30 protein-coding genes are annotated in these 26044 nt (G+C 60.0%); 24 read left to right on the forward strand and 6 right to left on the reverse strand.

Annotation, left to right across the window (positions count from 1 at the left end; genetic code table 11):
- Positions 1–2 precede the first annotated feature (2 nt).
- Complete coding sequence (gene tldD, locus ACJ8PE_RS09995; protein ID WP_033651236.1) at positions 3–1448, forward strand: metalloprotease TldD; 1446 nt, start codon at positions 3–5, stop codon at positions 1446–1448.
- A 151-nt stretch (positions 1449–1599) separates the two neighbouring features.
- Positions 1600–2364: a CDP-diacylglycerol diphosphatase gene (locus tag ACJ8PE_RS10000; protein ID WP_033644908.1), complete on the forward strand. Its 765-nt coding sequence runs from the start codon at positions 1600–1602 to the stop codon at positions 2362–2364.
- Positions 2365–2424: 60 nt separating this feature from the next.
- Here the strand turns inward: ACJ8PE_RS10000 and ACJ8PE_RS10005 are convergent, their stop codons facing one another.
- Both ACJ8PE_RS10005 and uriH read right to left on the reverse strand, forming a co-directional pair.
- Positions 2425–4104: a PglL family O-oligosaccharyltransferase gene (locus ACJ8PE_RS10005; RefSeq protein ID WP_197792733.1), complete on the reverse strand. Its 1680-nt coding sequence runs from the start codon at positions 4102–4104 to the stop codon at positions 2425–2427.
- Between the two features lie 692 nt (positions 4105–4796).
- Positions 4797–5738 (reverse strand): uridine-preferring nucleoside hydrolase UriH, encoded by a 942-nt coding sequence (gene uriH, locus ACJ8PE_RS10010; RefSeq protein ID WP_273873238.1) that lies wholly within the window; start codon positions 5736–5738, stop codon positions 4797–4799.
- Positions 5739–5945: 207 nt separating this feature from the next.
- On the opposite strand from uriH, the gene ACJ8PE_RS10015 reads away from it, so the two are divergent.
- Together ACJ8PE_RS10015 and ACJ8PE_RS10020 are read left to right on the forward strand one after the other, a co-directional pair.
- Positions 5946–6221 carry a zinc ribbon domain-containing protein gene (locus ACJ8PE_RS10015; protein ID WP_197759891.1) on the forward strand — a complete coding sequence of 92 codons (276 nt, stop codon included), beginning with the start codon at positions 5946–5948 and terminating at the stop codon, positions 6219–6221.
- Entirely contained in the window at positions 6218–6562 is a 345-nt protein-coding gene (locus ACJ8PE_RS10020; RefSeq protein WP_197759892.1) for a hypothetical protein, read from the forward strand. The genes ACJ8PE_RS10015 and ACJ8PE_RS10020 overlap by 4 nt, the downstream gene beginning before the upstream one ends.
- On the opposite strand, the gene aaeR is transcribed toward ACJ8PE_RS10020, so the two are convergent.
- A complete protein-coding gene (gene aaeR / locus ACJ8PE_RS10025; protein ID WP_004936950.1) occupies positions 6553–7464 on the reverse strand; it encodes an HTH-type transcriptional activator AaeR in 912 nt (303 codons plus the stop codon). The two genes, ACJ8PE_RS10020 and aaeR, sit on opposite strands and share 10 nt — an antisense overlap.
- 314 nt (positions 7465–7778) lie before the next feature.
- Between aaeR and aaeX the strand changes: the two genes are divergently transcribed.
- The 5 genes from aaeX to ACJ8PE_RS10050 all read left to right on the forward strand — a co-directional run bounded on the left by aaeX (position 7779) and on the right by ACJ8PE_RS10050 (position 11944).
- Positions 7779–7982: a p-hydroxybenzoic acid efflux pump operon protein AaeX gene (aaeX, locus tag ACJ8PE_RS10030; protein ID WP_004936952.1), complete on the forward strand. Its 204-nt coding sequence runs from the start codon at positions 7779–7781 to the stop codon at positions 7980–7982.
- A gap of 7 nt (positions 7983–7989) precedes the next feature.
- A complete protein-coding gene (gene aaeA / locus ACJ8PE_RS10035) occupies positions 7990–8925 on the forward strand; it encodes a p-hydroxybenzoic acid efflux pump subunit AaeA (protein ID WP_033644462.1) in 936 nt (311 codons plus the stop codon).
- Complete coding sequence (gene aaeB, locus ACJ8PE_RS10040; protein WP_197792731.1) at positions 8925–10892, forward strand: p-hydroxybenzoic acid efflux pump subunit AaeB; 1968 nt, start codon at positions 8925–8927, stop codon at positions 10890–10892. Before aaeA ends, aaeB begins: the two co-directional genes overlap by 1 nt.
- Positions 10893–11171: 279 nt before the next feature.
- Positions 11172–11639, forward strand: coding sequence for a ribonuclease (locus tag ACJ8PE_RS10045; RefSeq protein ID WP_182074433.1), 468 nt, complete (start codon positions 11172–11174; stop codon positions 11637–11639).
- A gap of 5 nt (positions 11640–11644) precedes the next feature.
- Positions 11645–11944: a barstar family protein gene (locus ACJ8PE_RS10050; protein WP_033644909.1), complete on the forward strand. Its 300-nt coding sequence runs from the start codon at positions 11645–11647 to the stop codon at positions 11942–11944.
- 30 nt (positions 11945–11974) lie between these two features.
- Here the strand turns inward: ACJ8PE_RS10050 and yjgA are convergent, their stop codons facing one another.
- Entirely contained in the window at positions 11975–12523 is a 549-nt protein-coding gene (gene yjgA / locus ACJ8PE_RS10055; RefSeq protein WP_004936968.1) for a ribosome biogenesis factor YjgA, read from the reverse strand.
- Positions 12524–12713: 190 nt separating this feature from the next.
- Between yjgA and ACJ8PE_RS10060 the strand changes: the two genes are divergently transcribed.
- The 4 genes from ACJ8PE_RS10060 to cybC all read left to right on the forward strand — a co-directional run bounded on the left by ACJ8PE_RS10060 (position 12714) and on the right by cybC (position 15439).
- The gene (locus ACJ8PE_RS10060; protein WP_033651242.1) at positions 12714–13076 is read left to right on the forward strand and encodes a type II toxin-antitoxin system RelE/ParE family toxin; all 363 of its coding nucleotides are present in this window, start codon (positions 12714–12716) and stop codon (positions 13074–13076) included.
- The gene (locus ACJ8PE_RS10065) at positions 13060–13398 is read left to right on the forward strand and encodes a helix-turn-helix domain-containing protein (RefSeq protein WP_033651243.1); all 339 of its coding nucleotides are present in this window, start codon (positions 13060–13062) and stop codon (positions 13396–13398) included. Before ACJ8PE_RS10060 ends, ACJ8PE_RS10065 begins: the two co-directional genes overlap by 17 nt.
- 175 nt (positions 13399–13573) lie before the next feature.
- Positions 13574–14914, forward strand: a complete 1341-nt coding sequence (gene pmbA, locus ACJ8PE_RS10070) for a metalloprotease PmbA (RefSeq protein ID WP_442536755.1) — start codon at positions 13574–13576, stop codon at positions 14912–14914.
- A 138-nt stretch (positions 14915–15052) separates the two neighbouring features.
- Positions 15053–15439, forward strand: coding sequence for a cytochrome b562 (cybC, locus tag ACJ8PE_RS10075; RefSeq protein WP_033644470.1), 387 nt, complete (start codon positions 15053–15055; stop codon positions 15437–15439).
- A gap of 4 nt (positions 15440–15443) precedes the next feature.
- Here the strand turns inward: cybC and ACJ8PE_RS10080 are convergent, their stop codons facing one another.
- A complete protein-coding gene (locus ACJ8PE_RS10080; RefSeq protein ID WP_197792730.1) occupies positions 15444–16226 on the reverse strand; it encodes an AraC family transcriptional regulator in 783 nt (260 codons plus the stop codon).
- A gap of 282 nt (positions 16227–16508) precedes the next feature.
- Between ACJ8PE_RS10080 and ACJ8PE_RS10085 the strand changes: the two genes are divergently transcribed.
- Genes ACJ8PE_RS10085 through ACJ8PE_RS10095 form a run of 3 tightly spaced genes read left to right on the forward strand, consistent with a single transcriptional unit; the run spans position 16509 to position 19574 of the window.
- Positions 16509–17915 carry an FAD/NAD(P)-binding protein gene (locus ACJ8PE_RS10085; protein ID WP_197792729.1) on the forward strand — a complete coding sequence of 469 codons (1407 nt, stop codon included), beginning with the start codon at positions 16509–16511 and terminating at the stop codon, positions 17913–17915.
- The gene (locus ACJ8PE_RS10090; RefSeq protein ID WP_197792728.1) at positions 17912–18793 is read left to right on the forward strand and encodes a formyltransferase family protein; all 882 of its coding nucleotides are present in this window, start codon (positions 17912–17914) and stop codon (positions 18791–18793) included. Before ACJ8PE_RS10085 ends, ACJ8PE_RS10090 begins: the two co-directional genes overlap by 4 nt.
- Entirely contained in the window at positions 18786–19574 is a 789-nt protein-coding gene (locus ACJ8PE_RS10095) for a sulfite exporter TauE/SafE family protein (RefSeq protein ID WP_197759897.1), read from the forward strand. Before ACJ8PE_RS10090 ends, ACJ8PE_RS10095 begins: the two co-directional genes overlap by 8 nt.
- Before the next feature lie 37 nt (positions 19575–19611).
- Here the strand turns inward: ACJ8PE_RS10095 and rnk are convergent, their stop codons facing one another.
- Positions 19612–20022, reverse strand: coding sequence for a nucleoside diphosphate kinase regulator (rnk, locus tag ACJ8PE_RS10100; RefSeq protein WP_004936993.1), 411 nt, complete (start codon positions 20020–20022; stop codon positions 19612–19614).
- Positions 20023–20466: 444 nt separating this feature from the next.
- On the opposite strand from rnk, the gene ACJ8PE_RS10105 reads away from it, so the two are divergent.
- The 8 genes from ACJ8PE_RS10105 (at position 20467) to dagF (ending at position 26002) form a co-directional block, all read left to right on the forward strand.
- Positions 20467–20793 carry a glycine dehydrogenase gene (locus ACJ8PE_RS10105; protein WP_089192640.1) on the forward strand — a complete coding sequence of 109 codons (327 nt, stop codon included), beginning with the start codon at positions 20467–20469 and terminating at the stop codon, positions 20791–20793.
- A gap of 36 nt (positions 20794–20829) precedes the next feature.
- Positions 20830–21195, forward strand: coding sequence for a glycine-rich SFCGS family protein (locus ACJ8PE_RS10110; RefSeq protein ID WP_004937000.1), 366 nt, complete (start codon positions 20830–20832; stop codon positions 21193–21195).
- Entirely contained in the window at positions 21195–21491 is a 297-nt protein-coding gene (locus ACJ8PE_RS10115; protein WP_197792727.1) for a DUF4312 family protein, read from the forward strand. Before ACJ8PE_RS10110 ends, ACJ8PE_RS10115 begins: the two co-directional genes overlap by 1 nt.
- A 30-nt stretch (positions 21492–21521) precedes the next feature.
- On the forward strand, positions 21522–22298 hold the full coding sequence (locus ACJ8PE_RS10120) for a DUF4311 domain-containing protein (RefSeq protein WP_004937006.1): 777 nt from the start codon (positions 21522–21524) through the stop codon (positions 22296–22298).
- Between the two features lie 11 nt (positions 22299–22309).
- Complete coding sequence (locus tag ACJ8PE_RS10125) at positions 22310–22960, forward strand: DUF4310 family protein (protein ID WP_048234891.1); 651 nt, start codon at positions 22310–22312, stop codon at positions 22958–22960.
- Between the two features lie 63 nt (positions 22961–23023).
- A complete protein-coding gene (locus tag ACJ8PE_RS10130; RefSeq protein WP_033644479.1) occupies positions 23024–24163 on the forward strand; it encodes an amidohydrolase/deacetylase family metallohydrolase in 1140 nt (379 codons plus the stop codon).
- Complete coding sequence (locus ACJ8PE_RS10135; protein ID WP_197792725.1) at positions 24147–25265, forward strand: DgaE family pyridoxal phosphate-dependent ammonia lyase; 1119 nt, start codon at positions 24147–24149, stop codon at positions 25263–25265. The genes ACJ8PE_RS10130 and ACJ8PE_RS10135 overlap by 17 nt, the downstream gene beginning before the upstream one ends.
- Entirely contained in the window at positions 25262–26002 is a 741-nt protein-coding gene (dagF, locus tag ACJ8PE_RS10140) for a 2-dehydro-3-deoxy-phosphogluconate aldolase (protein WP_197792724.1), read from the forward strand. Before ACJ8PE_RS10135 ends, dagF begins: the two co-directional genes overlap by 4 nt.
- Positions 26003–26044: the final 42 nt, after the last annotated feature.

Consider the following 26044-nt stretch of genomic DNA (forward strand, 5'->3'; position numbering starts at 1 on the left):
TTATGAGTCTGACGTTTGTCAGTGAGCAGTTACTCGCTACCAACAAGCTGAGTCATCAAGACCTGTACTCGGTACTGGGTCAACTGGCAGAACGCCGTATCGACTACGCCGATCTCTATTTTCAGTCCAGCTATCACGAAGCCTGGGTGATCGAGGACGGCATCATCAAGGATGGCTCTTACAATATCGACCAGGGCGTCGGCGTGCGCGCCGTCAGCGGTGAGAAGACCGGGTTCGCCTATGCCGATCAGATCACCCTGAATGCGCTGCAGCAGAGCGCCCAGGCGGCGCGCAGCATCGTGCGCGAGCAGGGCGACGGGCGGGCGCATACCCTGGGCGAAATCGGTTATCGAGCGCTGTACCCGCTGCTCGATCCGCTGCAAAGCCTGCCGCGCGAAGAGAAAATCGCCCTGTTGCACCGCGTCGACAAGGTGGCGCGCGCCGCCGATGCGCGGGTGCAGGAAGTGAACGCCAGCATCACCGGCGTTTACGAGCAGGTGTTGGTGGCCGCCACCGACGGCACGCTGGCGGCGGACGTTCGCCCGCTGGTGCGTCTTTCCGTCAGCGTGCTGGTGGAGCAGGACGGCAAGCGTGAGCGCGGCTCCAGCGGCGGCGGCGGCCGTTTCGGCTATGACTACTTCCTGGAAACCGTCGACGGCGACGTGCGCGCCGATGCCTACGCCAAAGAAGCGGTGCGCATGGCGCTGGTCAACCTCGGCGCGGTGGCGGCGCCGGCCGGCAATATGCCGGTAGTGTTGGGCGCCGGCTGGCCGGGCGTGCTGCTGCACGAAGCGGTGGGCCATGGCCTGGAAGGCGACTTCAACCGACGCGGCACCTCGGTGTTCAGCGGCCATATGGGCGAGCGGGTGGCGTCCGAACTGTGTACCGTGGTGGACGACGGCACCCTGCAAGGGCGCCGCGGCTCGCTGGCGATCGACGACGAAGGCGTGCCGGGCCAGTACAACGTGCTGATCGAAAACGGCGTGCTGAAAGGCTACATGCAGGACAAGCTCAACGCGCGCCTGATGGGCGTCGCGCCGACCGGCAACGGCCGCCGCGAATCCTACGCGCATCTGCCGATGCCGCGCATGACCAATACCTACATGCTGGCGGGTAAATCGACGCCGGAAGAGATCATCGCCAGCGTTGAGTACGGCCTGTACGCGCCGAACTTTGGCGGCGGCCAGGTGGATATCACCTCCGGCAAGTTCGTGTTCTCCACCACCGAAGCCTATCTGATCGAGAAGGGCCGCATCACTAAACCGGTGAAGGGGGCGACGCTGATCGGCTCCGGCATCGAGGCTATGCAGCAGATCTCGATGGTCGGCAACGATCTGGCGCTCGATAAAGGCGTGGGCGTGTGCGGCAAAGAAGGCCAGAGCGTGCCGGTGGGCGTCGGCCAACCGACGCTGAAACTGGACACGCTCACCGTCGGCGGCACGGCGTAATTTTTCCTCCAGGGGCCACGCGTTGGCCCCTCAATCATGCTCCATTTTGCGGCCTTTCTCGCATTCGTAACGCTAAGCGCGGCAGGACGCCGTAGCCTGCACGATATAATGGAATAAAATTGACGTGGCGAAAAAACAGAGCAATACGATGATGACGCGTCTGGCTATACCCGCCCGGCGTTGGCTGCTGGCGCTGGGCGTCCTGTCCCTGACGGGCTGCGCCCGCTCCGATGCGCTGTGGGGCGTAGTCGATAAGCTTTGCATGGCCAATTATCAGCAAAAGCGCGATCCGGCGCCCTGTGAGCAGATTTATATGCCGCAGGGAAAGGCTCAGGGCTTCAGCGTGCTGCAAAACCCGCGTTATCCCTACCATTTTATTCTGGTTCCGACGGCGCCGCTCTCCGGCATTGAAAGCCCGCAGCTGCTGGCCGGGGAACGGACGGACTATTTTGGCTATGCCTGGCTGATGCGTTATCGGCTGGCCGCCGAATATGGCGGGCCGGTGCCGGATGATATGTTGGGCATGGCGATCAACTCCGCATATGGCCGCAGCCAAAACCAATTGCATATTCACCTGACCTGTCTGCGTGAGGACGTGCGGCGTCAATTGCAGGCGGAACGTCCCTACATACAGGAACAATGGCGGCCCTTGCCGGATAAGCTGTTGCGCCACACCTACTACGCGCGCCGCGTGATGCAGCCAACCGCGATGGGCGTTTACCCGATTAAGGATCTGGCGGATTATTTCCATCTATCGCCGCCGCAGATGGCGGAATATGGCGTGGCGTTAGTGCCCACTACGTTTGGCGGCCAACGGGGGTTTATTTTGCTGGCCTCGAAGCGCGGCTGGGACGTCGGCAACCGCGCTTCGGTAGAGTCGCTGCTGGATAAAGAGTGCGCGATATTGCCGCGTTAATTTTGCGACATAAAATGACGCAGGTGAGAGCGGCGAGGCATCGCTCTCACCTCGTTGTCCCTACCTGAACCGCGCATCCCGCGCAAACAGAAAAGCGGCTTCCCGCTGGCGAGCATCGGCTTGTGCCTGATCCCCCTGATATCGCAAGATCATGATCAGCGTGGCGTAGACGTTGGCGTCGATGCGGCGCTGCAGATAGGCATTGGCCCACTGCCGATAGCCGGTCAACAGGGCATCATCGCGCGTTTGGTTATAGACCAGCAGCGCGTGAGATTGCTCATCGAAGGTTTTGCGCTCCCGATAGATCCAGGCGGCCGGCGGCGGCATCTGCTCGATGCTGTCGATGTTGGCCAGCATAGTGCGCTCCGACTGAGTGAGCGCCATGCGCCCTTGCCAGGCGAAGGCCGCCATCACCAGCACGCCGAGCGCCGCAAGCGCCACCGGCAGGCTCAGGGCTTTGGCGAACGGCAGCTGGCGGGGCTCGCCGGTTTGGCCGTCCAGCAGCGCCAGCAGCAGCAGAAACGCCAGCCAGTGCGGCGCAGACAGATAGAAAGGGTATTCCAGCTGAGTGTGTATCAGCATCGGCAGCAGCACCAGGAACAGGCCGACGCGCGCACCGTTCGGCTGTTCTCGATCCCGTTGCCAGGCGCTTTTCAGCAGCCGTACGCCGGCGGCAAGGACGATAGCGATACCTGCCAGCGCCGTCAGGCCGCCCTCGACCCACCACAGCAGGATTTCATTGTGCGGATGCCCGGCGACTTCCAGCACTTCTCTCCAGGGCATTGTCTGCAGGCGGAAGTGCGCGAAGCTGTATTCAAAGCCGCCGTAGCCCCAGCCCAGCAGCGGCTTGGCCAGGATCATGGCGCCGACGTCGTGCAGCATGGTCAGGCGCGCGCTGTTGGAAAGCTCCCGTCCGATCAGGCCAGCGCGGCCATCCAGACCAAAACCGGTGAACAGCACCGTCAGACCGATCGCGGCGCCCAGCAGCAGCGCGCCGCCGGCCCAGCGGCTTGCGGCCGGGCGTTGGCGGGCAAAGCGCCACAGCAGCAGCGCCGCCGCCAATGCGGCCCCCAACCAGGCGGCGCGCGACTGGATCAGCACCAGCAGGGCGGAGAAAGCGGCCAGCAGCGCGAGCAGCGGGATTTGCCGCCGTGTCGGCGCAGAGAAGGGAGCCAGCAGCAGCCAGAGCGCCAAAGCCAGCCCGGTGGCGATAAAGCTGCCCAGCACGTTCGGCTGCTGAAAGACGCCGTAGACCCGGCCGCCGTTAGGGGATACCCAGGCCAGCGCGGGGGCGAACAGCTGTAAAGCCGCCAACAACGCCTGAATGCCGACGGCAAACAACAGGCCGAACAGCAGCAGCTCGCGCTGCCGTGCGGTGACGCGCAGCTGCAGGCAGGCGACATAGAACAACCAACCGCCGAGCAAACCGGCGCAGCGCCACAGGGCGTCTTCGCGCCATTCGGGGCGGGTATACAGCAACGGCAGCGCCAGCACGGCGATGCCGAGCAGCAACAGGCGTGCGGTGGGCGTGAGCGAAAGGCGGATGCGACCCAGGCAAACGGTAAACGTCACGATCAGCGTAGTGAGCGCCATGACGCCCCAGGCCAGAATGTTTTGCGGCAGCGCCAGACCGTCGCCGCCCATGTTGGGATGATAGACCGGCAGGATCGCCGCCATCCAGATCAGCAGCAGGGGCAGCACGGCGATGGTCGCTGCGTTAGCGGGAGATTTATCGGCCATGGTTAACCTGCCAAGGCCTGATAGCGTTTATTAAATGCATGTTTTGATTATTCCCTATCCTTTATCCTGGTATTGAAGTGCGTGTCATGTTGAAATTGACAATGTCTCACGGGAAATTTAAACCGTCTTTATGGTAAAACGATAAATAATGTTTACCCTGAGAATGCACGAGGCTGTTTGCCCAAAGAAAGGTTAAGCCGTATTTTTCACTCGCAAAAGGCATTTTGTTGTTTGCAAAATCAGACGCGCCATTTTCTCAAATCTATTGTTATTCAGTCAATTTTTAATCTTAATATTGTTTTTATTAATTAAAATCAATGTGTTGCCTGTGGTTCTTGCGTGTGTGGATATCGTGGGGTATCCCGGCAATGGTCTATATTGGCAGGCAGTGTGAAGAATAAAAGAGGTATCTGCTTGTTTAATTGATGCCGTCAGTGGCGGCGTGAGGGCGGAGATTTGCTTCATCGTTTCCCATTGCTGGTTTTTAAATTCAATGTGATTTTCATGGTTTTAATTTTATTAAGATTCTTCCTGTCTTTATCTGTTTTTTTAAATTTTCATGAAATAATTTATTATTAGGATTGTTCTGCTGCATTGGAAATAAAAGCGGTTATGGCTTGAGCCTCCTGTTGCCGCGGCAGAATACGGACTAACGCGCCTGCCCAAGCGCGTTAATCTCGTCTCTTGTGCGCTTACTCCACGTCACCGATCCGTTCCAGCGCATCCACCACCAGATCCCAGAATTTATCCTGATCCAGTTTGACCGCGACCTGGGTGTGGCAGTCCGGCGGCGGAGGCGCGCGGAAGTCCGCGACCGTCATGCCCAACGTCAGGGTGCCGGTCAGCTCGATATCCACCGGCGCTTTGCGCACCGACATAACGCTCGGATCGATTACGTAGGCCACTGCGCAAGGATCGTGTACCGGCGGGGCGCTGAAGCCCTGCGCCTGTTGGTACATACGGCCAAAGAATGCCAGCAGTTCGCCGACGAAGGTGGCCGGCCGGGTGCCGAGGGCGGCGATACGTTCGCAGACTGCCGGCGTGGCCAGCGCCTGGTGGGTGAGATCCAGCCCGACCATGGTCAGCGGCCATTTTTCATTGAACACGATGTGCGCCGCCTCGGGATCGATTTTGATATTGAACTCCGCCACCGCGCTCCAGTTGCCTACATGATAGCCGCCGCCCATCAGCACCACTTCCTTGACCCGCTCGGCAATGCGCGGCTCTTTACGCACCGCCATGGCGATATTGGTCAGGCCGCCGGTCGGCACCAGCGTCACGCTGCCGGGCGGGTGGGCCATCACGGTATCGATGATCAGATCCACCGCGTGGCGCGAGTCCAGCTGCAGGTGAGGCTCCGGCAGCACCGGGCCATCGAGGCCGGAGTCGCCGTGAATGTCGGGTGCCACTTCGATATTGCGCACCAGCGGGCGCGGGCAGCCGGCGGCGAAGGGCACGTCGGTGATGTTGGCGATGCGCGCCACCGCCAGGGCGTTGCGCGTCACTTTGTCCAGCGTTTGGTTACCCACCACGGTGGTGACCGCCAGCAGGTCGATCTGCGGATTGCCCCAGGCCAGCAGCAGGGCGATGGCGTCGTCATGTCCCGGGTCACAGTCCAGTATGATTTTTTTCATGGTTATTCCTGATGCAGGGAGAGGTTTCCGCAGCATAACGCAGCGTGGCGGCGTGGGATAATGCCGATGGTGCTTTTGTTAACGGCATCAAAGCCTTGCCATTATTACGATGTAATGAAACGTAAATCCTCATCGCTGGGCTTTACCCTGGAGTTTACTCCAGGGTTTACAGTGAGCTTCAGCGTGAATGCACAGAGGAGAGGCGGGATGAGCTTACTGAAAAGGTTGTTGGGGCAAGGCGGTATTAACGGCGGTCATCGGCGCGCGGGCCACGGCGGTGGCCACCATGGCAACCGCTATAACCAGCATGGCGAGCAGGGGCTGCAGTGCCCGGAATGCCGGGCCGTGAATAAGCCGGGCGCGCGTTATTGTCACCGCTGCGGCCAGCCGTTTGCCGCGGCGAGCGCCACCTGCGGACAGTGCGCCGCGTCGTTGCCGCCGGGCAGCCGCTTTTGTCCGCAGTGCGGCGGCGGTGTGCCGTGAATCGGGGCGGCTGGACGGTCGCGCTGCTGCTGGGCGCCATGGCGCTGTGGACGTTGCTGGCCTGGGGCGTATCCGGCCTGCTGACCTGGCTGCCGGCGTTGGCGGAGGCGGCCGGAAACGCAACGTTGCCGGTGAACGGTGCGCTGAGCCTGGTGCCGCAGACGGTGTCGGACGCCTGGCTGCCGTGGCTGAAACAGCTGGGCAACGGGCTGGCGAGCTATTTTCCTCTGCTGCTGGCCTGGGCGAGCTACGCCGTCTGGCTGCTGTGGGGCATCGGCATGTTGGCGCTGATGCTGCTGGCCGCGCTGGCGCGCCGCTATTTAAGTGCTGCTCAGCGATAACCCTGATAGACCGCCGCTACGCGTTCGAAATAGTCGGTTAAATAGTTGATGCACACCTGTACCTTCAGCGGCAGTTTGTCCTTCTCGGTATAGAGCGCGTAGATCGGCCGCGGATCCGAATGGTAGCTTTTGAACAGGATCTCGATCTCGCCGCGCTTGATCTCTTCGATCACCCACATCAGCGGGGCGTAGGCGATGCCGGCGCCGTTTTTCAGCCAACGGATCATGGTGGAGGAGTCGTTGGTGACGAAGCGCCCCTGCGGGGAAATGCGCGTGGTGATGCCTTCCGGCGACATCAGTTCGAATTCGCTGTCGGGCCGCACGCTGTACTCCAGCCAGGAAAAGTTGACCATGTCGCTCGGCTTCTGCGGCGTGCCGTGCTGGCTCAGGTAGCTTTTGGCGGCGCACACCACCATCGGCATCTGCCCCAGGCGGCGCGAGAACAGACTCGAGTCTTGCAGCGCGCCGGTGCGGATCACCAGATCCAGCCCGTCGGTGATCAGATCCGGCGCCGGTATGCCGGTCACCAGGTTGACCGTCAGACCCGGGTACTCTTTCATCATCTCGGCGGTCATGTTCGCCAGCACGTTTTGCGCCATGGTGGACGAGCTGCCGATGCGCAGCGTGCCGGCGGGCGTATTGTTAAACGCGTACAGCTGCTCATGCACTTCGCTGACTTCCTGCAGCATGCGTCGGCAGCCCTGATAGTAAATCTTGCCGGCCTCGGTCAGGCCAATGCTGCGCGTGCTGCGGTTCAACAGCTTGACCTGCAGCTCATTTTCCAGTTTCGAGACGGTTTGGCTGATCGATGAAACGCTCATGTCGAGTTGGCGCGCGGCCGCGGTAAACGACCCGAACTCAACCACTTTGGCGAATACCGACATGCGTTTTAATCTTTCCATTATTCACTCTGGCTTAAAAGTGATTTAGATCACAGATTGTTGATGCCTTGATAGTAAGCAGGCTAATATAACGTGGTCGGGTGAATAGACCTCACCAACGTGCGAGAGCGAGCGGCGACGTCATCCTGCTGCTCCTCCGGCACCCTCGCAATCCCTGTCGTGGATGTCTGCCCCAAAGTTTAACCTTTTTTCGGGTTCGTGACCTGGACAAGCTGCCTGGTCAAGATTTGTGGCGCGCGCACGCTAAAATGTAAAGAGAATGTGAATGGCGAGACCTGTCTTCCCCCGGCGCAGTGAACAATAAGGAAAAAGTGATGAGTTTGCTTCCGGTTATGGTCATCTTCGGACTGTCGTTTCCGCCGGTGTTTTTCGAGCTGCTGGTGTCGCTGGCGCTGTTTTTTCTCTTGCGCCGCCTGCTGCAGCCGACGGGGATTTACGATTTTGTCTGGCATCCGGCGCTGTTTAATACCGCGCTGTATTGCTGCTTGTTTTATCTGATTTCGTGTCTTTTTGTTTGAGGTCGCTGTGAAAAATTTTTCGATAAAAATAACCCGAATCGCGATCACTTTGATTCTTGTGCTGCTGGGCATTGCCGCGGTATTCAAGGCCTGGGTGTTCTACACCGAGTCGCCGTGGACGCGTGACGCCAAGTTCACCGCCGACGTGGTGGCGATCGCGCCGGACGTCAGCGGCCTGCTGACCGACGTGCCGGTAGTGGACAACCAACTGGTCAAGAAAGGCCAGGTGCTGTTCGTGGTCGATCGGCCGCGTTATGAGCAGGCCTTGGCGGAAGCCGGCGCCGACGTCGCCTACTATCAGACGCTGGCGGCGGAAAAACGGCGTGAGGCCGGCCGCCGCGTGAAGTTGGGCGTGCAGGCGATGTCGCAGGAAGAGATTGACCAGTCGAACAACTCGCTGCAGACCGTGCAGCACCAGCTGGCGAAGGCCATTGCGGCTCGCGAGCTGGCGCAGTTGGATCTGGAGCGCACCACGGTGCGCGCCCCGGCCGATGGCTGGATCACCAACCTCAACGTACACGCCGGTGAATACATCACCCGCGGGTCGGTTGCGGTGGCACTGGTGAAGAAAGATTCCTTCTACATCCTGGCGTACCTGGAAGAGACCAAGCTGAACGGCCTGAATAAGGGCGATCGCGCGGAGATTACCCCGCTCGGCAGCAACCGCATCATGCATGGCACCGTCGACAGCGTGGCGGCGGCGGTGAACAACAGCAGCAGCACGGTGAACAACAAAGGGTTGGCCTCGATCGACAGCAACCTGGAGTGGGTGCGCCTGGCGCAGCGCGTGCCGGTGAAGATCCTGCTGGACGCCAAGGATCAACAGCATCCGTACCCGGCCGGCACCACCGCCACCGTGGTGATCGTCGGCAAGAACGATCGCAATGCCGACAGCGGCTCGCCTTTTGTGCGCCTGATGCACCGGCTGCGTGAGTTCGGCTAATGAGCAGCCCAACCTTTATCCGGCTGAGATTTGCCTTCAAACTCAGCTTCGCGATTGTGTTTGCGCTGTTCGTCGGCTTCCATCTCAATCTGGAAACCCCGCGCTGGTCGGCGATGACCGCCGCCATCGTTGCCGCCGGCCCGGCCTTTGCCGCCGGCGGTGAACCCTTCTCCGGCGCCATTCGCCATCGCGGCTGGCTGCGCATCATCGGCACCTTTATCGGCTGCTTCGTCGGCCTGCTCATCATCATCACCACCGCCCGAGCGCCGGTAGTGATGCTGATGCTGTGCTGCATGTGGGCCGGTTTCTGCACCTGGCTCTCTTCGCTTATCAAGGTGGAGAACTCCTACGCCTGGGGGCTGGCCGGCTATACCGCGCTGATCATCATCGTGACGGTCGCCACCAGCGAGGCCCACCTGCTGGAAGCGCCGCAGTTCGCCATCGAGCGTTGCAGCGAGATCGTGCTGGGCATCGTCAGCGCCGTGTTGGCCGATCTGCTGTTTTCACCGCGTTCGATCAAGCAGGACATCGATCGGGCGGTGGATCAACTGCTGGTGGATCAATATCGCCTGATGCAGATGTGCATCAGCAACGCCGACAAAGAAGACATTGACCGTGCCTGGAGCAATCTGGTGAAGAGCACCACGGCGCTGGACGGCATGCGCAACAACCTGATGATGGAGTCCTCGCGCTGGCAGAAGGTCAACCGTCGGGTGAAGGCGCTGCATACCCTGTCGCTGACGCTGATCACCCAGGCCTGTGAAACCTATCTGATCTTGTTGAATCACCCACAGGCGCTGAAAGAAAGTTTGCGGGAACAGCTGATGGTTCCGGCGGAGACCCCGCAGGAGATCCACAAACGCATGAAGCTGTTGCGCCAGGTGCTGACCACGCATCGCTCCGAGGAAACGCTGCCGACCATCACCGGCTGGGTCGGCGCGGCGACGCGCTACCTGCTGCTGTCGAAAGGCGTGCACACCAACTGCAGCATCAGCGCGGTGGAAGAGGGCGTATTGAGCAATGAAACCGTGGTCAAGCCGACCTCGGCGGAAGGGCATCACGCGATGATCAACGGTCTGCGCACCTTTGTGGCGACGGCCTTCGGCTGCCTGCTGTGGCTGTGGACCGGCTGGACGTCCGGCAGCGGTTTTATGGTGATCATTGCGGTGATCACCTCGCTGGCGATGCGCACCCCGGCGCCGCGCATGGTGGCGATGGATTTCGTGCTGGGCATGCTGGCGGCAATCCCGGTCGGTTCTCTGTTCTTCATGGTGATCCTGCCGGCGACCCAGCAGAGCATTTTGCTGCTGTGTCTCAGCCTCGGCCTGCTGGCGTTTTTCATCGGCATCGAGGTGCAGAAGCGGCGGCTCGGTTCGCTGGGGCTGTTGGCGGGGACCATCAACATTCTGGTGCTGAGCAATCCGATGGAGTTCAACGTGACCCAGTTTCTCGACGGGGCGCTGGGCCAGTTCCTCGGCAGCTGCGTCGGGCTGATGGTGCTGCTGCTGATCCGCGATAATTCGCGCGAACGCACCGGCCGCACGTTGCTCAACCAGTTCGTCAGCAGCGCGGTGTCGGCGCTGACCACCAAGGCGGCACGCCGTCGGCAAAATCACCTGCCCGCGCTGTATCAGCAGCTTAATCAGCTGCTGATGATGTTCCCGAACGACATTGCCAAGTATCGTCTGGCGCTGAACCTGATCATCGCCCACCAGCGCATGCAGCGAGCGGAAATTCCGGCCAGCGAAGAGCTGTCGGCCTTCCACCGCCAGATCCGCAGCACCGCCGATCGGGTGGTCTCCGCCAAGAACGACGTCAAGCGCGCCTATTACTACGATCGCTTGCTGGGCGAAATGAACGAGTACCAACAGAAGCTGGTCGACAATCAGGCGCCGCTCAGCGTCACCGGGCCGGTGAAACGTCTGGCCGACATGTTGCACCGCTATCGCCACGCCTTGATCGATTGATGCGTTCCCTCCTGTTGCGCCGCGCTGTGCGGCGCCTTCCCTGACTATACTGTAAGCAGTCGTTGTTCGGCGGGCCGTCTCAGAGCAGGCGGCTCGTTTTCAGAGAGACTCCGAGTGCCAGAACGGCTGGAAAGTGGCATCATTGACATGAATGGATGAAACCCACACCGCCGCGAAAACGCAACGTGTCGGTCATCTTAGTTTCATCCAGGTCGACTATATACCTAACTAGCCTGGGGGAGCTGCGGCGCCTCCGGCGGCATAATTTCAGGGAATGTCATGAACAAGCGGATTCTGTTGGCGATTGTCATCGCCGTGGTCATCGCCGTCTTCAGCGCGTTGCGCGGCAACGAGCACCGTGCGATTGGCGGCAATGCGGCGGTGGTGCAAGCGCCGGCGGGGCAGCAACAGAGCATCGATCGGCTCACGCAGCAGCAAACGGTGGTGAGTTACCTGCAGCAGCATCAGCGGCTGCCGGATTATTACATCACCAAGAAGCAGGCGCGCGAGCGGGGCTGGGACCCGCGTTCAGGCAACCTCTGTTCGGTATTGCCGGGCAAGGCGATTGGCGGCGATCGATTTTCTAACCGTGAAGGGCAACTGCCGAGCGCCGGCGGCCGGGTCTGGCGTGAAGCGGACATCAATTACCAGTGTGGCCGGCGTGGCGCCGATCGCCTGCTGTATTCGAGCGACGGTCTGATCTTCGTCTCGCGTGACCATTACAAAAACTTCATTCGTGTGGAGTGAGTTTGATGGCAAAAGTAGAGTTTGATTTTGAGCAGATCCAGGATGTGCCGGCCTTCTACCGCGATTTCGCGCATAAGTTTGCGCTGGACGAGGGGTTTGGCGCCAACCTCGACGCGCTGTGGGACGTGGTGACCGGCGATATCGGTCTGCCGGTGGAAATCGAGTTCACCCACCTCAATGCCCGCAGCAAGCGTCGTTTTGGCGCGATCATTCTGCTGTTTGAAGAAGCGGAAGAAGAGCTGGAAGGCAGCCTGCGTTTCAATATCCGCGAAAGCAGCGGCGAACCGGCGCATCACCGGGGATGAAACGGGTTCATCCCGGGATGGCGGCGGCGCTTAGTCAGCCGCTTCGGCCAGCTCGCGCAGGTATTGGAAGATCTGGCGGTAAGCCTTAGGCGGCTTGTTGGCGGCCTTCTCTTTCTGCGCATTGCGCACCAGTGAACGCAGCTGTTGACGATCGGCGGCCGGATACAGATCCAGGATCGACGGAATGACGTCATCGCCTTCTTCCACCAGGCGGTCGCGCAGCGCTTCCAGCTTATGGAACAGCGAAACCTGCTGGTTGTGGCGGTTTTTCAGCTTATCGAGCGCGGTCTGGATCGGCTCGATATCGCGGGCGCGCAGCATCTTGCCGATCAGCTGCAGCTGACGGCGACGGCCTTCTTTCTTGATCTTCTGCGCCAGCTCGATGGCGGCGCGCAAATCTTCGTCCAACGGAATGCGATCCAGCGCGTTTTTGCCCAGATCGACCATTTCGGCCCCCAGGTCTTTCAGCGCTTCGGCATCACGTTTAATTTCACTTTTACTGACCCAGATAATCTCGTCATCGTCCTCGTTTTCATTCTCCGGGACATCGTCGAGCCAGTCTTCAGGCTGTTTGTTCATGGTAGGCTCCGTTAAAAAGAGGCTAATCCTAACAGGTTGTCCGGCAACCCGCCAATTGAGTGCCCTGAGCAAACTGAGTATAGCTGCCGCGCTGGGGCATTATCATGTCTAGGTTCCTGTCCTCTGAATTCATGCTGTTGTTTTTATCATCATGTTTGTATAAAATTTTATACAAAAGGAGGTGGTATTCATGGATGATGGCATCGAGAAAGCCATTGATTGGCGCGGTTCATCGTTAGAGGATTTGTTGGCCTTTCCAATAGATGCGCGAAAAGCGGCAGGATTTGAACTGAGTAAAGTGCAAAGAGGTTTGGAGCCCGGTAATTGGAAAACGATGACCAGTTGTGGAAGTGGCGTTATCGAAATCCGTTTATATGCCATCGGCGGAGCGTTCAGGGTGGTCTATGTGGCAAAGTTTAGCGAAGCGATCTACGTTCTGCACAGCTTTCAAAAGAAGGCGGAGAAAACCAGCCGCCACGATATTCAGATAATCAAAGCGCGTTATGACGCGGTCATTAATGAGCGGAGTAAAGGTCATGACCAAGCCGATTGATACCGGTTCGCGCCACATTACGCCAGCAGGCGGCAATGTGTTTGCGGATTTGGGGTTTTCCGCCGATGAGGCTCGGCAATTGCAAGCACAGTCCAATGCGGAGATTGCGCAGCTTATCGCACTAAAAAAACAGCTGATGGGAGAGATCAGCGCGTGGATTGAGGAAGAAGGCTATCGCCAGGAAGAGGCGGCGCGTTATCTGCACACTTCCCGGCCGCGCGTGTCCGACGTGGTGAACCAGAAAACCGAGAAATTTACGTTGGATGCGTTGGTCAACATGATGGCGAATATCGGCAAGTCGGTAAAACTTATCGTCGAGTGACGCGCGAGTTTTGTATTTTATCCCGGTCTTACCGTTCGGCTTTATGCGAAATTCAACGCGGTTCCTGTTAGACTCAACGGCAGAGATCTCAGGATTTTTGCGCGCCGCCCCGCGTGCACAACTACGCCGCTCCGGCACTTTTCTCAACGATTTTCTGATTAATTATGGCAGATTGATGAAAGTAGTCACTCAAGTTGCAGAACAGCGCAAGGCGCTGGAACAGGCCGTTTCTCAGGCTCTGGAGCTGGCACGCGCCGGTTCCGACGCGGCGGAAGTCGCGGTCACCAAATCGACCGGCATCAGCGTCAGCACCCGCTTCGGCGAGGTGGAAAACGTCGAGTTTAACAGCGATGGCGCGCTGGGCATCACCGTGTATCACCGTCAGCGCAAAGGCAGCGCCTCTTCCACCGATCTCAGCCCGGATGCCATCGCCCGCACCGTACAGGCGGCGCTGGACATCGCGCGTTACACCTCTGAAGATCCTTGCGCCGGCCCGGCGGAGAAAGATTTGTTGGCGTTTGAGGCGCCGGATCTCGATCTGTTCCACCCGACCGAGCTGGACGCCGAGCGCGGCATCGAGCTGGCGGCGCGCGCCGAGCAGGCTTCGCTGGCGGCGGACAAACGCATTACCAACACCGAAGGCGGCAGCTTCAACAGCCACTACGGCATCAAGGTGTTCGGCAACAGCCACGGCATGCTGCAAAGCTACTGTTCCAGCCGTCATTCGCTGTCCAGCTGCGTCATTGCGGAGCAGGACGGCGACATGGAGCGGGATTACGCTTACACCATCGGCCGTGCGATGGGCGATCTGTACAGCCCCGAGTGGGTGGGGCAGGAGTGCGCCCGCCGCACGCTGGCGCGTCTCGCGCCGCGTAAACTGTCGACCATGAAGGCGCCGGTGCTGTTCGCCTCCGAAGTGGCCACCGGGCTGTTCGGCCATCTGGTGGGGGCCATCAGCGGCAGCAGCGTCTACCGCAAATCCACTTTCCTGCTGGACGCGCTCGGCAAGCAGATCCTGCCGTCGTGGCTGACCGTCGAGGAACATCCCCATCTGCTGAAAGGGCTGGCGTCAACGCCGTTCGACAGCGAGGGCGTGCGCACCCAGCGGCGCGATATCGTCAAGGATGGCGTGCTGCAAACCTGGCTGATGACCAGCTACTCGGCGCGCAAGCTGGGCCTGCACAGCACCGGCCATGCCGGCGGCATCCATAACTGGCGCATTGCCGGGCAGGGCGCAGACTTCGCCGGCATGCTGAAACAGCTTGGTACCGGCCTGGTGGTCACCGAATTGATGGGCCAGGGCGTCAGCGGCGTCACCGGCGATTATTCTCGCGGCGCCGCCGGTTTTTGGGTGGAAAATGGCGAGATCCAGTATCCGGTCAGCGAGATCACCATCGCCGGCAACCTGAAAGACATGCTGCGCAACATCGTCAGCGTCGGCAGCGATATCGAAACCCGCAGCAATATCCAGTGCGGTTCGGTGCTGCTGCCGGAAATGAAGATCGCCGGCCAGTGATCCTCTGTGCGGTCGGCGCCCGCCGGCCGCGCGTTATCCCGTCTCAACCTTGCTTACAAATCTCCGGTTTCGATTTTGCCCGGCCTTGCCTATGGTAGCGGTGGGTTAACTAAAACAATAACTGGAAGGTGAGCAAACATGCAGAATACCCTGAAAGCGCTGGCGGCGTTGACGCTGCTGGCGGCCAGTTCGCTGGCGGCCGCCGCCGATCTGGGCGACGATATGGACACCCTGGCGGAAAACTACAAAACGGTGCTGAATACCGACTCCGCCGCCACCCTCAAACAGAGCCTGCAGAACATGCGCGCCGCCGCGCAGGATGCCAAGCAGGGTACTCCGCCGAAACTGGAGAGCAAAGCCGCCGACAGCCCGGAGATGAAAGATTTCCGCAGCGGGTTGGATACCCTGATCGGCCAGATCGATCAGGCGCTGGCGCTGGCCAATCAGGGCAAAGTCGCCGAAGCCAAGCAGCTGGCGCAGGGCTTCAAGCAGACCCGCGACGCCAACCACAAGAAATTCCGCTAACCCGTCAACCGTCGCGCCCGTCTTCCGTCAGATAGGAGGAGGGCGTCTGCCCCAGCACGCGGCGAAACATGGTTGAAAACGCCGCGCTGCTGTCATATCCCATCTCCATGGCCACCTGCGTCACGCTGCGCCCTTCGGCCAGCAGCGCCAACGCCAGCACCACGCAGGCGCGCTGACGCCATTGCGAAAAAGGCAGGCCGGTCTGCGCGCGAAAGAAGCGGCTGAAGGTGCGAATACTCATGTACAGACGAGGGGCCCATTGCTGCGTGGAGTCGTGGGCGTCGGGGTGCTGCAAAAAGGCGCGGCACAGCTCGCCCAGCCGAGGGTCGGCGGGCAGCGGGATGTGCAACGGCAAGGGTTGCAGCCGGGCCAGCTCGTGCAGCAGCAACGTCGCCAGCGCCCCGTCGCGTCCCTCCCGCTCATACTCCAGCGGCATGTCCACCGCCGCCATCAACAGTTGGCGCATCAGCGGGGTGACGCTAACCACCTGGCAAACCTGAGGCTGTTCGGCGGGCAACGCGCCCGGTTCGAGGTACAGACTGCGGGTAGTGACGCCGACCATCCTCACCGCGTGCGGCATCTGCGGCGGCAGCCACACCGCGTGCTGCGGCGGGACGATCCAATTGCCTTGCTGTGTGAAAACGTGCATGACGCCGGTGGCGCCGTACAGCAACTGCGCGCGCCGGTGGCTGTGCATCGGCAGCAAATGCCCCGGCGGATAATCGGTGCCGATGGCGATCACCGCGCGTGCTACGTGGTCGATGTCATCAATGCGGACGTTGCGCATGTGTCCCCTTTGGCGGCAGGTTGGCCGAAACGCAATGATAGTTGGCCTTTCATATAAAGCAAGCCAGCGGCGGTCGCCCTACTATCGGGGCAGAAAAATAACGCTTGTCCGGGGCGCCGTTATTTTATCGGCCATAAAGCCCGCGCAAGTTTTCACACCGGGGTGAGAAGAAGGTTTTCGTTCTCGCAATACAAGAAGTTAATAAGGAATAAATCGTCATTTTATTCCAACACCTGAAGCAATAGTTCTTAGCGCAGTTCAATGACTATAATGTGATATTTCATGTATAAGTTCGGTGTGATTGGCGGCGGAGCCGCCGGCATCTCTTTTGCGTATAACTTTATAAAAAATAAGTCGGTTAATCATTGCAAAAGGCCGCTTTCCCTGACGGTGTTCGACAAGCAGGGCTTCAAGGGCGGTATGGCATACAGCAGCGATTTTGACAGCCATATATTAAATATGACGCCAGAAAATATGTCGGCGGATATTTTCGACGACGCGCACTTCGTTGATTGGATCGCCATGCATTTCCCGCAGTTTTGCCAGGATCGTTATCCGCCGCGTTGGCTGTATCGGGAATATCTCGATTTTATTCGCGACATGACGATGTATATGGCGGCGGACAGCAACGTGGCGCTGAATTTCGTGACCGCCGAAGTGAATGCCATTGCGCCGCACGAGGCAGGCTATCGGCTGACCACTGCCTGCGGCGCCGCCGAACAGATGAACGCGCTGGTGCTGTGTTCTGGGCATAACCCGCCGGAATGTCTCTATCCGGTGGACGGGGTGATCGCTTATCAGGCCCACCGGGATCTGCCGCCGATCGACGCCATCGTTGAACTGATGGAGCGCCTGGGGGCTACCGATATCTGCGCCCTGTCGCGTTCGGGCCTGTTCCCCAGCGTGCAACCGGCGTTGATGCGTCCGCCGCCGGAGGCGTTTGTTGAGGGGCTGCGGCGCTTTGTCGCCGGTAACGATTTTATTGATGCGCATCAGCTGGTGCATGCGATCAACGCCGCGCTGGCGCGTCACTATCCGGGGCCGGAACGGTTGACGGTGCTCTCGGCGCTGGGGGAAAGGCGCGATTGCTACCGCGATCTGGCGGACAGCCTCGACCGGGCGCGCTTTGCCCGGGAGCACATCTGCAGCTACCTGGCGGCGATCCATCCGACGGTGTGCGCCGCCTGGGTCAAAATGGATGCCAACAACCGGCAGGTCTTCATGCGCTTTTACAACTCCTCCTGGATGCGCAATCGGCACGCCATGCCGATCAAGAACGCCTACAAGATCGTGGCGGCGTTGGAGAGCCAACGCCTGCGCGCCTGCGGTGGCCTGGCGGATATCAGCAAGGGGACGGGCGGATTTATCCTTCGTTGCCATGAGACGCGGGTGCATGCGCAGTATCTGTTCAACTGCACCACGCCTTCTTATCAACTGCCGCCCAACCGCCTGAGCCATCAACTGCTGCAAGACGGGGTGGTGCAGGAGAACCTGTTCGGCGGCGTGAAGTGCAACCCGCACACGCTGAAAATCGCCGATCGCCGCGGCCGCGAGCAGCATCTCTACTCGCTCGGCGCGCCCGCCAAGGGCGACCTTTTTTACACCTCGGCGATGGAATCCATCACCCGAGACATCAGCAAATTCGTATTTAACAACCCTATTTTCAACGCAAAGAAGGCTGAAGCATGAAAAACGTAGCGCTCTTTGTCGGCAACGACATTTTCTCCTGGCTGGTATGTCAGGATCTGATCGCCGCCCTGAAAGGCGAGTGTGCTTTTACGGTGTATTTCCCCCTGGCGAAAAGCAGCGGCCGCGCCCAGGAGCCGGCGGTTCGCCGCCTGGGGCTGTATGAGCGCGAGGTGCTGAACGATTTCGTGTTCCCGTTCGTTGGCCGCAACGCCGCCGCCTGTGAGGGCGCCTATCAGCCGCCGGCTCTGTTCCTGGCCGCCGCCGGGGTCAAAGCGCATCGCGTTCTCGACATCAATGACGCCGCGTTTATCAGCAGCCTGGGTCATATGGACGGGGTGATTTCTTTGCGCTGTTATCAGAAATTTTCCGCCGACTATGTGCGCGCCTTCAGCCGGCGCGGCAAGCTGCTGTGGAACCTGCATCCGGGCGACTTGCCGCGCTATCGCGGGGTAATGACGCTGTTCCGCGCGATGATGAACGGTGACAAGGACTGTGCGGTGACGCTGCATGAAATGGACGAACATTGGGATGCCGGCCCGGTGCTCGCCCGCCTGCCCGCCGAGCTGCGCCACGACCTGTCGTTCCTGGAAAACATGATGTTGCTGGGCGTGCAGAGCGGCACCTTCCTGGCGCGCCAGCTGATGCGGGCGGAACGGAGCGAAGCGATAGCGGCGGAAAAGCAGGGTGATTCGCGCTATTGGGGCTTCCCGGATGCGCAGACGCTGGCGCAGGCGGAACAGGCGGGCATTGAGCTGGTGGATCACGACGCCGTGCGCGAGCAGTATCTGGGGCTGTTCGTCGGCGATCGTTTCCACCCGCTGGCGGGGCAGTTCTGCGCCGGGTTCGACGACTTCGTGCGGGCGCACGGCCATGATTGAAATGTTAATCGTTCTGGGTGCCGGTTTTCTGACCGGCATCACCACCATTCTGTTCGGCTTCGGCGGCGGCTTTGTGGTGGTGCCTTTCGTTTACCATTTGATCTCCGCCTCAGGCGAGCAGCCCGGCCAGGCGATGCATATTGCGGTGGCGACCTCGACGGCGGTGATGATCCTCAACGCAGGGTACGCCACCCTGACCAACTGGCGCAGCGGCAACCTGCTGCGGGAAACCATCGTGCCGCTGATCTTTTTCATCGGCATTGGCGCGGCGCTGGGCGCGTTTGCCTCCTCGCTGCTGGCGGACGGCGTGATCCGCGTGCTGTTCGTGGCCTATATGGCGGTGACCATCGCCGACTGTCTGTTCCGCCGGGGGTTCCTGACCAAACCGGCGCGCGCTGAACTTTCCCCTACCACGCTGTGGGGCGGCGGGCCGCTGATCGGCGGCATCGCCACGCTGCTGGGGGTGGGCGGCAGCGTGATGACCGTGCCGCTGCTGCGCCGCCATGGCTATGACATGAAGTATTGCGTCAGCGCCGCCAACCCGCTGTCGATCCCGGTGGCGGTGATCGGGGCGCTGATGTATATCGTGTTGGGGTGGCGCGAGATGAGCGGGCCGCAGTATCTGGGCTACGTCAATCTGAACATTCTGGGGCTGCTGGTGGTGGCGGGGATTGCGGGGATCGTGTTTGCCAGGCGCTGTTTGCCGAAGGTGAGCGATGCGCTGCATGCCAAAATCTACGTGCTGCTGCTGATCGCCGTGCTGATCGCTATCTGCCTCTGAAACAGAAAGGGCGGCTGGATGCCGCCCTGAGAACCGCTTAACGGTGGTATTCGCCCGCCGCTTCCGGCTGGTACAGTAATTCCAGCACTTCAATCCGCGCTTCTTCACCGTTCGGCAATTGCCAGGAGATCTGCTTGCCGACGTGCATGCCGAGCAGCGCTGCGCCCAGCGGCGCCATCACCGACAGCTGATCGTGGCTGTCTTTCAGCGAGGCCGGGTAAACCAGCGTGCGCACGTGCTCTTCATCGGTGTGCAGATCGCGAAAACGCACGCGGCTGTTCATGGTCACCACGTTGGCCGGCATTTTCTCCGGCGGCAGGATTTCCGCGCGATCCAACTCGTCGTTCAGCGCGGCGGCGACGTCGGTGTTGGCAAAGGCCGGTTGTTCCAATAGCGCATCCAGGCGTTCCGCATCCAGCTCATTAATAGTAATGATGGGTTTGGTCATTCCACTCTCCAGTCAAATCAAAGGGCGCCAGTCTGTGCACCCATAAATTCGGAAAAACAACACAAAGCAACACCCCCGCGCCAGAGGAGCGGGGGTGTGGGTAATGTCGATTTGTCCCATTGATAGTAGGCGGTTGGGGCGAGAAAAGAAAGAGATCCCGATCACGAAGGCTTTTATCGTCAATCGAGGCAAAAAAAACCGTTAGCCGGGTTATGTAATTGTTATCTCATTTACTTTTTCGCCTTAACGCCGTTTTGCGAAATGGATCTCCGCGCGTCATTCGATTTCCACTTCGAACTGGAAAAAACCGGTCTCCACAGAAAATCTTACCGGGGGTAGGGTAAAGACATCACAGAAAGCGGGTTATTCAGGTGATGCGCTTTACGGCTTACTGATTAATGTGGGATCTAGGGGTACTGAAAAGTGAATGATGGATCTGCTTCGATAAAAGAAATTGAACAATCCGATATCAGCGAAGCCGGTGAGATCACCGCTCGGGTGCTGGCGGATATTACCGCGATGCTGAATGCTGAGAATATTTATACCAATGCGGTGCAGCAACAGATGCTGGAATCGCATATTCGCGCCATGGTGCTGCGCTCAATAACCGGTGAGCCGTTGCCGGAGGTGGATAAATCACTGTTCGACGAAATTTCCGCCGAGTCCATGCAAATGGCGGAGCGCGTGGTGGATCAGTTTGGCACATTGCCTATCGAAGAAGCCTATTTGCTTTCAGTGCACTTCGAAGTGGCGAAAGATAATAACGCATAGCGGTTAACGCATCGATTTCAATCAGGAGAATATACCATGGGTCAAATTACCGTAGTGATCGGCGATCGTTTGGGAAAAGGGCAAAAAGTCGGCCAGGGCGTTGAAAACGCAGGCGGAAAAGCGGTGGTTATCCCCGGCGTGGCGGCGGATATGAAGCTGGGCGACGTCATGAAAGCGGAAAACGCGCAGCTGGGCATCTCTTTTTGCGGCAGCGGCGGTGCCGGCGCGATTACCGCGCAAACCAAATACGGCTACAAAGCCAAATACGGCATGCGTTCGGTGGAAGAGGGCGTGACGGCAATTAACGAAGGCTGCAACGTACTGGGGTTCGGCTTTATGGATAAAGAAGAGCTGGGCCAGAAACTGGTGGAAGCCTACGTCAAAAAACATGGCAACCCATAATGAAAGAGCAATATACCACATCGGTAAAGGTGGAGGGTAAAGGCGACAGCAAAGCGAAAGCTTTTGCTTCCGCCTTGGCTAATGTGCAGGGCGCGGTATTAAAGTCCACCAACAATATTCTGCTGCGCATCGAGCCGCAGGACGTCAGCGTGGTGAAAGCGGAAGAGAAAATAACAAAAGAGAAATTTCTTTTCTTCTTTTTGCCGCGTGAAAGAAAGAACTATGCCGTTTCTCTGGAAATAACCGTGAACGTAACCATTATCAATACCGAGAAGGTTGTCTTCGTCACGAAATAAAAACGTTAGCATAAATGAAAGGGTATACTGATGTTTTTAATCATCTTATTTAAATCGATTATTATCGGTGGGCTGGTGGGGGTTGGCGTAGGGGCCGGCGCCGCACGCATGTTCCACGCACCGACAACACAGGGCATGGGGGCGTTTCGCACCCTGGGCGAGCTGAACTCCTGTGAGGGCGATCCGGCTTCCCACTTTTCATTCGGTCTGGGCTTCTTCTTCAACGCCTGGGCGTCTTCCGTGGCGGCGGGCTCCTTCACGCAGGACGTCGACCACCGCATCATCCCGCACTGGGGCGCGGCGGCCCTGATGGTCAAGAACCGCAATCTGGCGCAAACGCTGCACGATCCGAAAAAAATGGCCATCGCCTGCGGCATCATCGGCATGCTGGTAGTGGCATTCCTCAATACCACCGCTTCCGCCGTGCCTGCCGCGCTGCAGGTCACCGCGATCAAGGTGCTGGTGCCGGCGGCCAACCTGCTGGTGAACACCGTGATGCCGGTGATCTTCTGGCTGGCGGCGATCGACGCCGGGCGCCGTTCCGGCTTCTGGGGCACCATCTTCGGCGGCCTGGCGCAGCTGATCATGGGCAACGCCGTACCGGGCCTGGTGCTGGGCATTCTGATCGGCAAAGGCGTGGAAGAGAGTGGCTGGAACAAGATCACCAAGATCATGATGGCGGTGATCGTGCTGCTGTTCGTGCTGAGCGGCTTCTTCCGCGGCTTCGACATGAAAGTTCTCGAGTCCTTCAGCCTCGGCGTGCCGGGCTGGCTGGACGCCATTCACAACACCCTGAGCGGTAAATAAGGAGCGGGATGATGGAAGAGCAAACCCAAAAAGGCTTCTGGTACGCCGACTGGTCATTCCCGATTTTTGTTGGCCTGCTGTCCTCCGGCGTGTTCGCCGGGACGCACATGTACTACCTGTACGGCATCGGCGCCTTTAACGAAGTGGCCTTCGTCTCCATGCTGCGGGCGGGGATGGATACCGGCGTGTACGGCGCGGTGGCGGCGTTCGGCGCCAGCTTCCTGTTCGCGCGCATCATCGAAGGTTCGCTGGTGGGCATCCTGGACATCGGTGGCGCGATCCAGACCGGCGTCGGGCTGGGCGTACCGGCGCTGCTTTTGGGGGCCGGCATCGTGTTCCCGGTCGCCAACTTCGCCGCTTCGCTGGCCACCGGCCTCGTCATCGGCCTGGCGATCGGTTACGTGATCATTCTGGCGCGCAAATTCACCATCAATCAGAGCAACTCCACCTACGGGGCGGACGTGATGATGGGCGCGGGCAACTCGTCGGGCCGCTTCCTCGGGCCGTTGATCATCCTGTCGGCGATGACCGCCTCGATCCCGATCGGCATCGGTTCACTGCTCGGCGCGCTGCTGTTCTATATCTGGGGTAAACCGATCACCGGCGGAGCGATCCTCGGCGCGATGATCCTGGGGGCGATCTTCCCGGTAGCCATTTCTTAAGAGGCCTGCGCCAGGCGCCGCCCGAGGCTGCGGCGGCGCCCGGGCTAACAGGAGCAATGCGGTATGTATGACTTAGTAATCAGAGGCGCCAGACTGGCGGACGATACGCTGATCGATCTGGCGGTGAAAGACGGCAAAATAGCCTCGGTGGGGCGGTTGGCGGCGGACGTCAGTGCCGTTCGCCAGCTGGATCTGGCGGGCAACTGCCGCCTGAGCGCCGGTTGGATCGATGCGCACGTGCACTGCTATCCCGAATCGCCGATCTACCATGACGAGCCGGATCGGGTCGGCGTCGCCAGCGGCGTCACCAGCGTGGTCGATGCCGGCAGCGCCGGTGCCGACGATATCGACGCCTTTTATCAGCTGACGCGCAGCGCCAAAACCAACGTTTTCGCCTTCCTCAATATCTCGCGCATTGGCCTGCTGCGGCAGAACGAGCTGGCGGAGTTGACGGACATCGACAAGCGCGAGGCCGGCCAGGCCATCGCCAACCATCCCGGTTTCATCATCGGCATCAAGGCGCGCATGAGCAGCAGCGTGGTGGGCAAGAACGGCACCCGGCCGCTGGTGTTGGCCAAAGAGATCCAGCAGGAAAACCGTCGGCTGCCGCTGATGGTGCATATCGGCAACAACCCGCCGGATCTGGACGACATCGCCGATCTGCTGACCCGTGGCGACATCATCACCCACTGCTACAACGGCAAACCGAACCGCATTCTGACGCCGGCGGGCACGCTGCGCGAGTCTATCCAGCGCGCGCTGCGGCGCGGCGTATTGCTCGACGTAGGGCACGGCACCGCCAGCTTCAGCTTCGAGGTGGCGCGCCAGGCGATCAAACTGGGCATTTTGCCACACACCATCAGCTCCGATATTTACTGCCGCAACCGCATGAACGGGCCGGTGCACAGCCTGGCGACGGTGATGTCCAAATTCTTCAGCGTCGGCCTGACGCTGCCGCAGGTGATCGCCTGCGTGACGGAGAACGCCGCGTCGGCGCTGCAGCTGAGCGGCAAAGGGCGGCTGGAGCCGGGCTATGACGCCGATTTCACGCTGTTTGAGCTGCGCCGCGAACCGCAGGTATTCGCCGACGCCGAAGGGCAAACCGCCGAGGGCGAACGGCTGCTGGTGCCGCTGGCCGCGGTGGTGGCCGGGGAAATCCTATTAACCGAACAAGGGGAGGCAAGCCATGTCTTCGATTTATGAAAAATACGGTTTGAAGCAGGTGATCAACACCTCCGGCCGCATGACCATTCTCGGCGTTTCCACGCCGCGCCAGGACGTGATCGACGCCGTTGATTACGGCCTGAACCACTATTTCGAAATCAAGGATCTGGTCAACAAGACCGGCGCCTACATCGCCGATCTGCTCAACGTGGAGGATGCGGTGATCGTCTCCTGCGCCTCGGCGGGCATCGCCCAGTCGGTAGCGGCGGTGATCGTTAAAGATAACGCCAATCTGCTGGTGAACCTGCATTCGGCGCCGATCGCCGTGCCGCGCGAGATCGTGTTGCCGCGTGGTCACAACGTCAACTTCGGCGCGCCGGTGGACACCATGGTGGCGCTGGGCGGCGGCAAGGTGGTGGAGGCGGGCTACGCCAACGAATGTTCGCCGGAGCAGATTGAAGCCTGCATCACGCCGCAGACGGCGGCGATCCTGTACGTCAAATCGCACCACTGCGTGCAGAAAAGCATTTTGTCCGTCGAACAGGCGGCGGTAGTGGCACGCAAGCATAACCTGCCGCTGATCGTCGACGCCGCGGCGGAAGAAGATCTGATGTGTTACTACCAGATGGGGGCCGATCTGGTGATCTACAGCGGCGCCAAAGCCATCGAGGGGCCGACCAGCGGTCTCGTGATCGGCAAGAAACAGTACGTCGAGTGGGTGAAGTTGCAATCCGGCGGCATCGGCCGGGCGATGAAGGTCGGCAAAGAGGGCATCCTCGGCCTGACCCAAGCGATTGAAAGCTATCTGACGCTTGAGAAAACCACCGGGCAACAGATGGTGGAGCGGATGACGCCGTTCCTCGACAGCCTCAACACCCTGACCGGCGTCAGCGCCAGGATCGTCTGGGACAGCGCCGGCCGCGATATCGCTCGCGCCGAGATCGCCTTTGATGAGGCGGTGCTGGGGCGGTCGACCTATGACATCGTCCAGGCGTTGAAAACCGGCGATATCGCCATCTACTTCCGCGGCTACAAGGCCAACGAAGGCAAGATTGAGGTCGACGTGCGCAGCGTCGACGAGCGGCAACTGATGACCGTCTTTACCTGTATCAAAAATCTGTTTACGGAGAAACAAGCATGAAGCTGCAGCCTAACTACTATCGCGACCGCGTCTGCCTGAACGTGCTGGCCGGCTCCAAAGCCAACGCGCAGGACATCTACGCTGCGGCGGAAGGCCATGTGCTGGTGGGCGTGCTCTCCAAGAACTACTCGGACGTCGACAGCGCGGTGACCGACATGCTGCGCTATGCGCGCCTGATTGAAAACGCGCTCTCGGTCGGCCTGGGCGCCGGCGATCCTAAGCAGTCGGCGATGGTCAGCCTGATCGCTCAGCAGGTGCAGCCGCAGCACGTTAACCAGGTGTTCACCGGCGTCGGCGCCAGCCGCGCGCTGCTGGGCCAGAACGACAGCGTGGTCAACGGCCTGGTGTCGCCGACCGGCCGCGTCGGTTGGGTGAAGATCTCTACCGGCCCATTAAGCGCCGCGGCGCCGGACGGCATCGTGCCGGTGGAAACCGCCATCGCCCTGCTGAAAGACATGGGCGGCAGCTCCATCAAGTATTTCCCGATGGGCGGCCTGAAGTGCAAGGACGAGTACCAGTACGTAGCCAAGGCCTGCGCCGAGCATGACTTCATGCTGGAGCCGACCGGCGGTATCGATCTGGAGAACTTTGAGCCGATCGTCGAGATCGCGCTGGCGGCCGGCGTGAAACGCGTGATCCCGCATATCTACAGCTCGATCATCGACGCCACCAGCGGCGATACGCGTCCGCAGGACGTGAAAGCCCTGCTGGCGATGACCAAAAAGCTGGTGGGCTGAACGCACAATGGGATGAGGTAAACGCTGGGAGGCGAAGGTTTT

The sequence above is a fragment of the Serratia sp. CY74737 genome (assembly GCF_052166775.1).
In the GTDB taxonomy this organism is placed as follows: Bacteria; Pseudomonadota; Gammaproteobacteria; order Enterobacterales; family Enterobacteriaceae; genus Serratia; species Serratia ureilytica.

Excerpts from the sequence above, each read along its gene's own strand:
- tldD (WP_033651236.1), top strand. The coding sequence starts at position 3 with ATGAGTCTGACGTTTGTCAGTGAGCAGTTACTCGCTACCAACAAGCTG.
- ACJ8PE_RS10000 (WP_033644908.1), top strand. The coding sequence starts at position 1,600 with ATGACGCGTCTGGCTATACCCGCCCGGCGTTGGCTGCTGGCGCTGGGC.
- ACJ8PE_RS10005 (WP_197792733.1), bottom strand. The coding sequence starts at position 4,104 with ATGGCCGATAAATCTCCCGCTAACGCAGCGACCATCGCCGTGCTGCCC.
- uriH (WP_273873238.1), bottom strand. The coding sequence starts at position 5,738 with ATGAAAAAAATCATACTGGACTGTGACCCGGGACATGACGACGCCATC.
- ACJ8PE_RS10015 (WP_197759891.1), top strand. The coding sequence starts at position 5,946 with ATGAGCTTACTGAAAAGGTTGTTGGGGCAAGGCGGTATTAACGGCGGT.
- aaeR (WP_004936950.1), bottom strand. The coding sequence starts at position 7,464 with ATGGAAAGATTAAAACGCATGTCGGTATTCGCCAAAGTGGTTGAGTTC.
- aaeX (WP_004936952.1), top strand. The coding sequence starts at position 7,779 with ATGAGTTTGCTTCCGGTTATGGTCATCTTCGGACTGTCGTTTCCGCCG.
- aaeB (WP_197792731.1), top strand. The coding sequence starts at position 8,925 with ATGAGCAGCCCAACCTTTATCCGGCTGAGATTTGCCTTCAAACTCAGC.
- ACJ8PE_RS10045 (WP_182074433.1), top strand. The coding sequence starts at position 11,172 with ATGAACAAGCGGATTCTGTTGGCGATTGTCATCGCCGTGGTCATCGCC.
- ACJ8PE_RS10050 (WP_033644909.1), top strand. The coding sequence starts at position 11,645 with ATGGCAAAAGTAGAGTTTGATTTTGAGCAGATCCAGGATGTGCCGGCC.
- yjgA (WP_004936968.1), bottom strand. The coding sequence starts at position 12,523 with ATGAACAAACAGCCTGAAGACTGGCTCGACGATGTCCCGGAGAATGAA.
- ACJ8PE_RS10060 (WP_033651242.1), top strand. The coding sequence starts at position 12,714 with ATGGATGATGGCATCGAGAAAGCCATTGATTGGCGCGGTTCATCGTTA.
- ACJ8PE_RS10065 (WP_033651243.1), top strand. The coding sequence starts at position 13,060 with ATGACCAAGCCGATTGATACCGGTTCGCGCCACATTACGCCAGCAGGC.
- pmbA (WP_442536755.1), top strand. The coding sequence starts at position 13,574 with ATGAAAGTAGTCACTCAAGTTGCAGAACAGCGCAAGGCGCTGGAACAG.
- cybC (WP_033644470.1), top strand. The coding sequence starts at position 15,053 with ATGCAGAATACCCTGAAAGCGCTGGCGGCGTTGACGCTGCTGGCGGCC.
- ACJ8PE_RS10080 (WP_197792730.1), bottom strand. The coding sequence starts at position 16,226 with ATGCGCAACGTCCGCATTGATGACATCGACCACGTAGCACGCGCGGTG.
- ACJ8PE_RS10085 (WP_197792729.1), top strand. The coding sequence starts at position 16,509 with ATGTATAAGTTCGGTGTGATTGGCGGCGGAGCCGCCGGCATCTCTTTT.
- ACJ8PE_RS10090 (WP_197792728.1), top strand. The coding sequence starts at position 17,912 with ATGAAAAACGTAGCGCTCTTTGTCGGCAACGACATTTTCTCCTGGCTG.
- ACJ8PE_RS10095 (WP_197759897.1), top strand. The coding sequence starts at position 18,786 with ATGATTGAAATGTTAATCGTTCTGGGTGCCGGTTTTCTGACCGGCATC.
- rnk (WP_004936993.1), bottom strand. The coding sequence starts at position 20,022 with ATGACCAAACCCATCATTACTATTAATGAGCTGGATGCGGAACGCCTG.
- ACJ8PE_RS10110 (WP_004937000.1), top strand. The coding sequence starts at position 20,830 with ATGGGTCAAATTACCGTAGTGATCGGCGATCGTTTGGGAAAAGGGCAA.
- ACJ8PE_RS10115 (WP_197792727.1), top strand. The coding sequence starts at position 21,195 with ATGAAAGAGCAATATACCACATCGGTAAAGGTGGAGGGTAAAGGCGAC.
- ACJ8PE_RS10120 (WP_004937006.1), top strand. The coding sequence starts at position 21,522 with ATGTTTTTAATCATCTTATTTAAATCGATTATTATCGGTGGGCTGGTG.
- ACJ8PE_RS10125 (WP_048234891.1), top strand. The coding sequence starts at position 22,310 with ATGGAAGAGCAAACCCAAAAAGGCTTCTGGTACGCCGACTGGTCATTC.
- ACJ8PE_RS10130 (WP_033644479.1), top strand. The coding sequence starts at position 23,024 with ATGTATGACTTAGTAATCAGAGGCGCCAGACTGGCGGACGATACGCTG.
- ACJ8PE_RS10135 (WP_197792725.1), top strand. The coding sequence starts at position 24,147 with ATGTCTTCGATTTATGAAAAATACGGTTTGAAGCAGGTGATCAACACC.
- dagF (WP_197792724.1), top strand. The coding sequence starts at position 25,262 with ATGAAGCTGCAGCCTAACTACTATCGCGACCGCGTCTGCCTGAACGTG.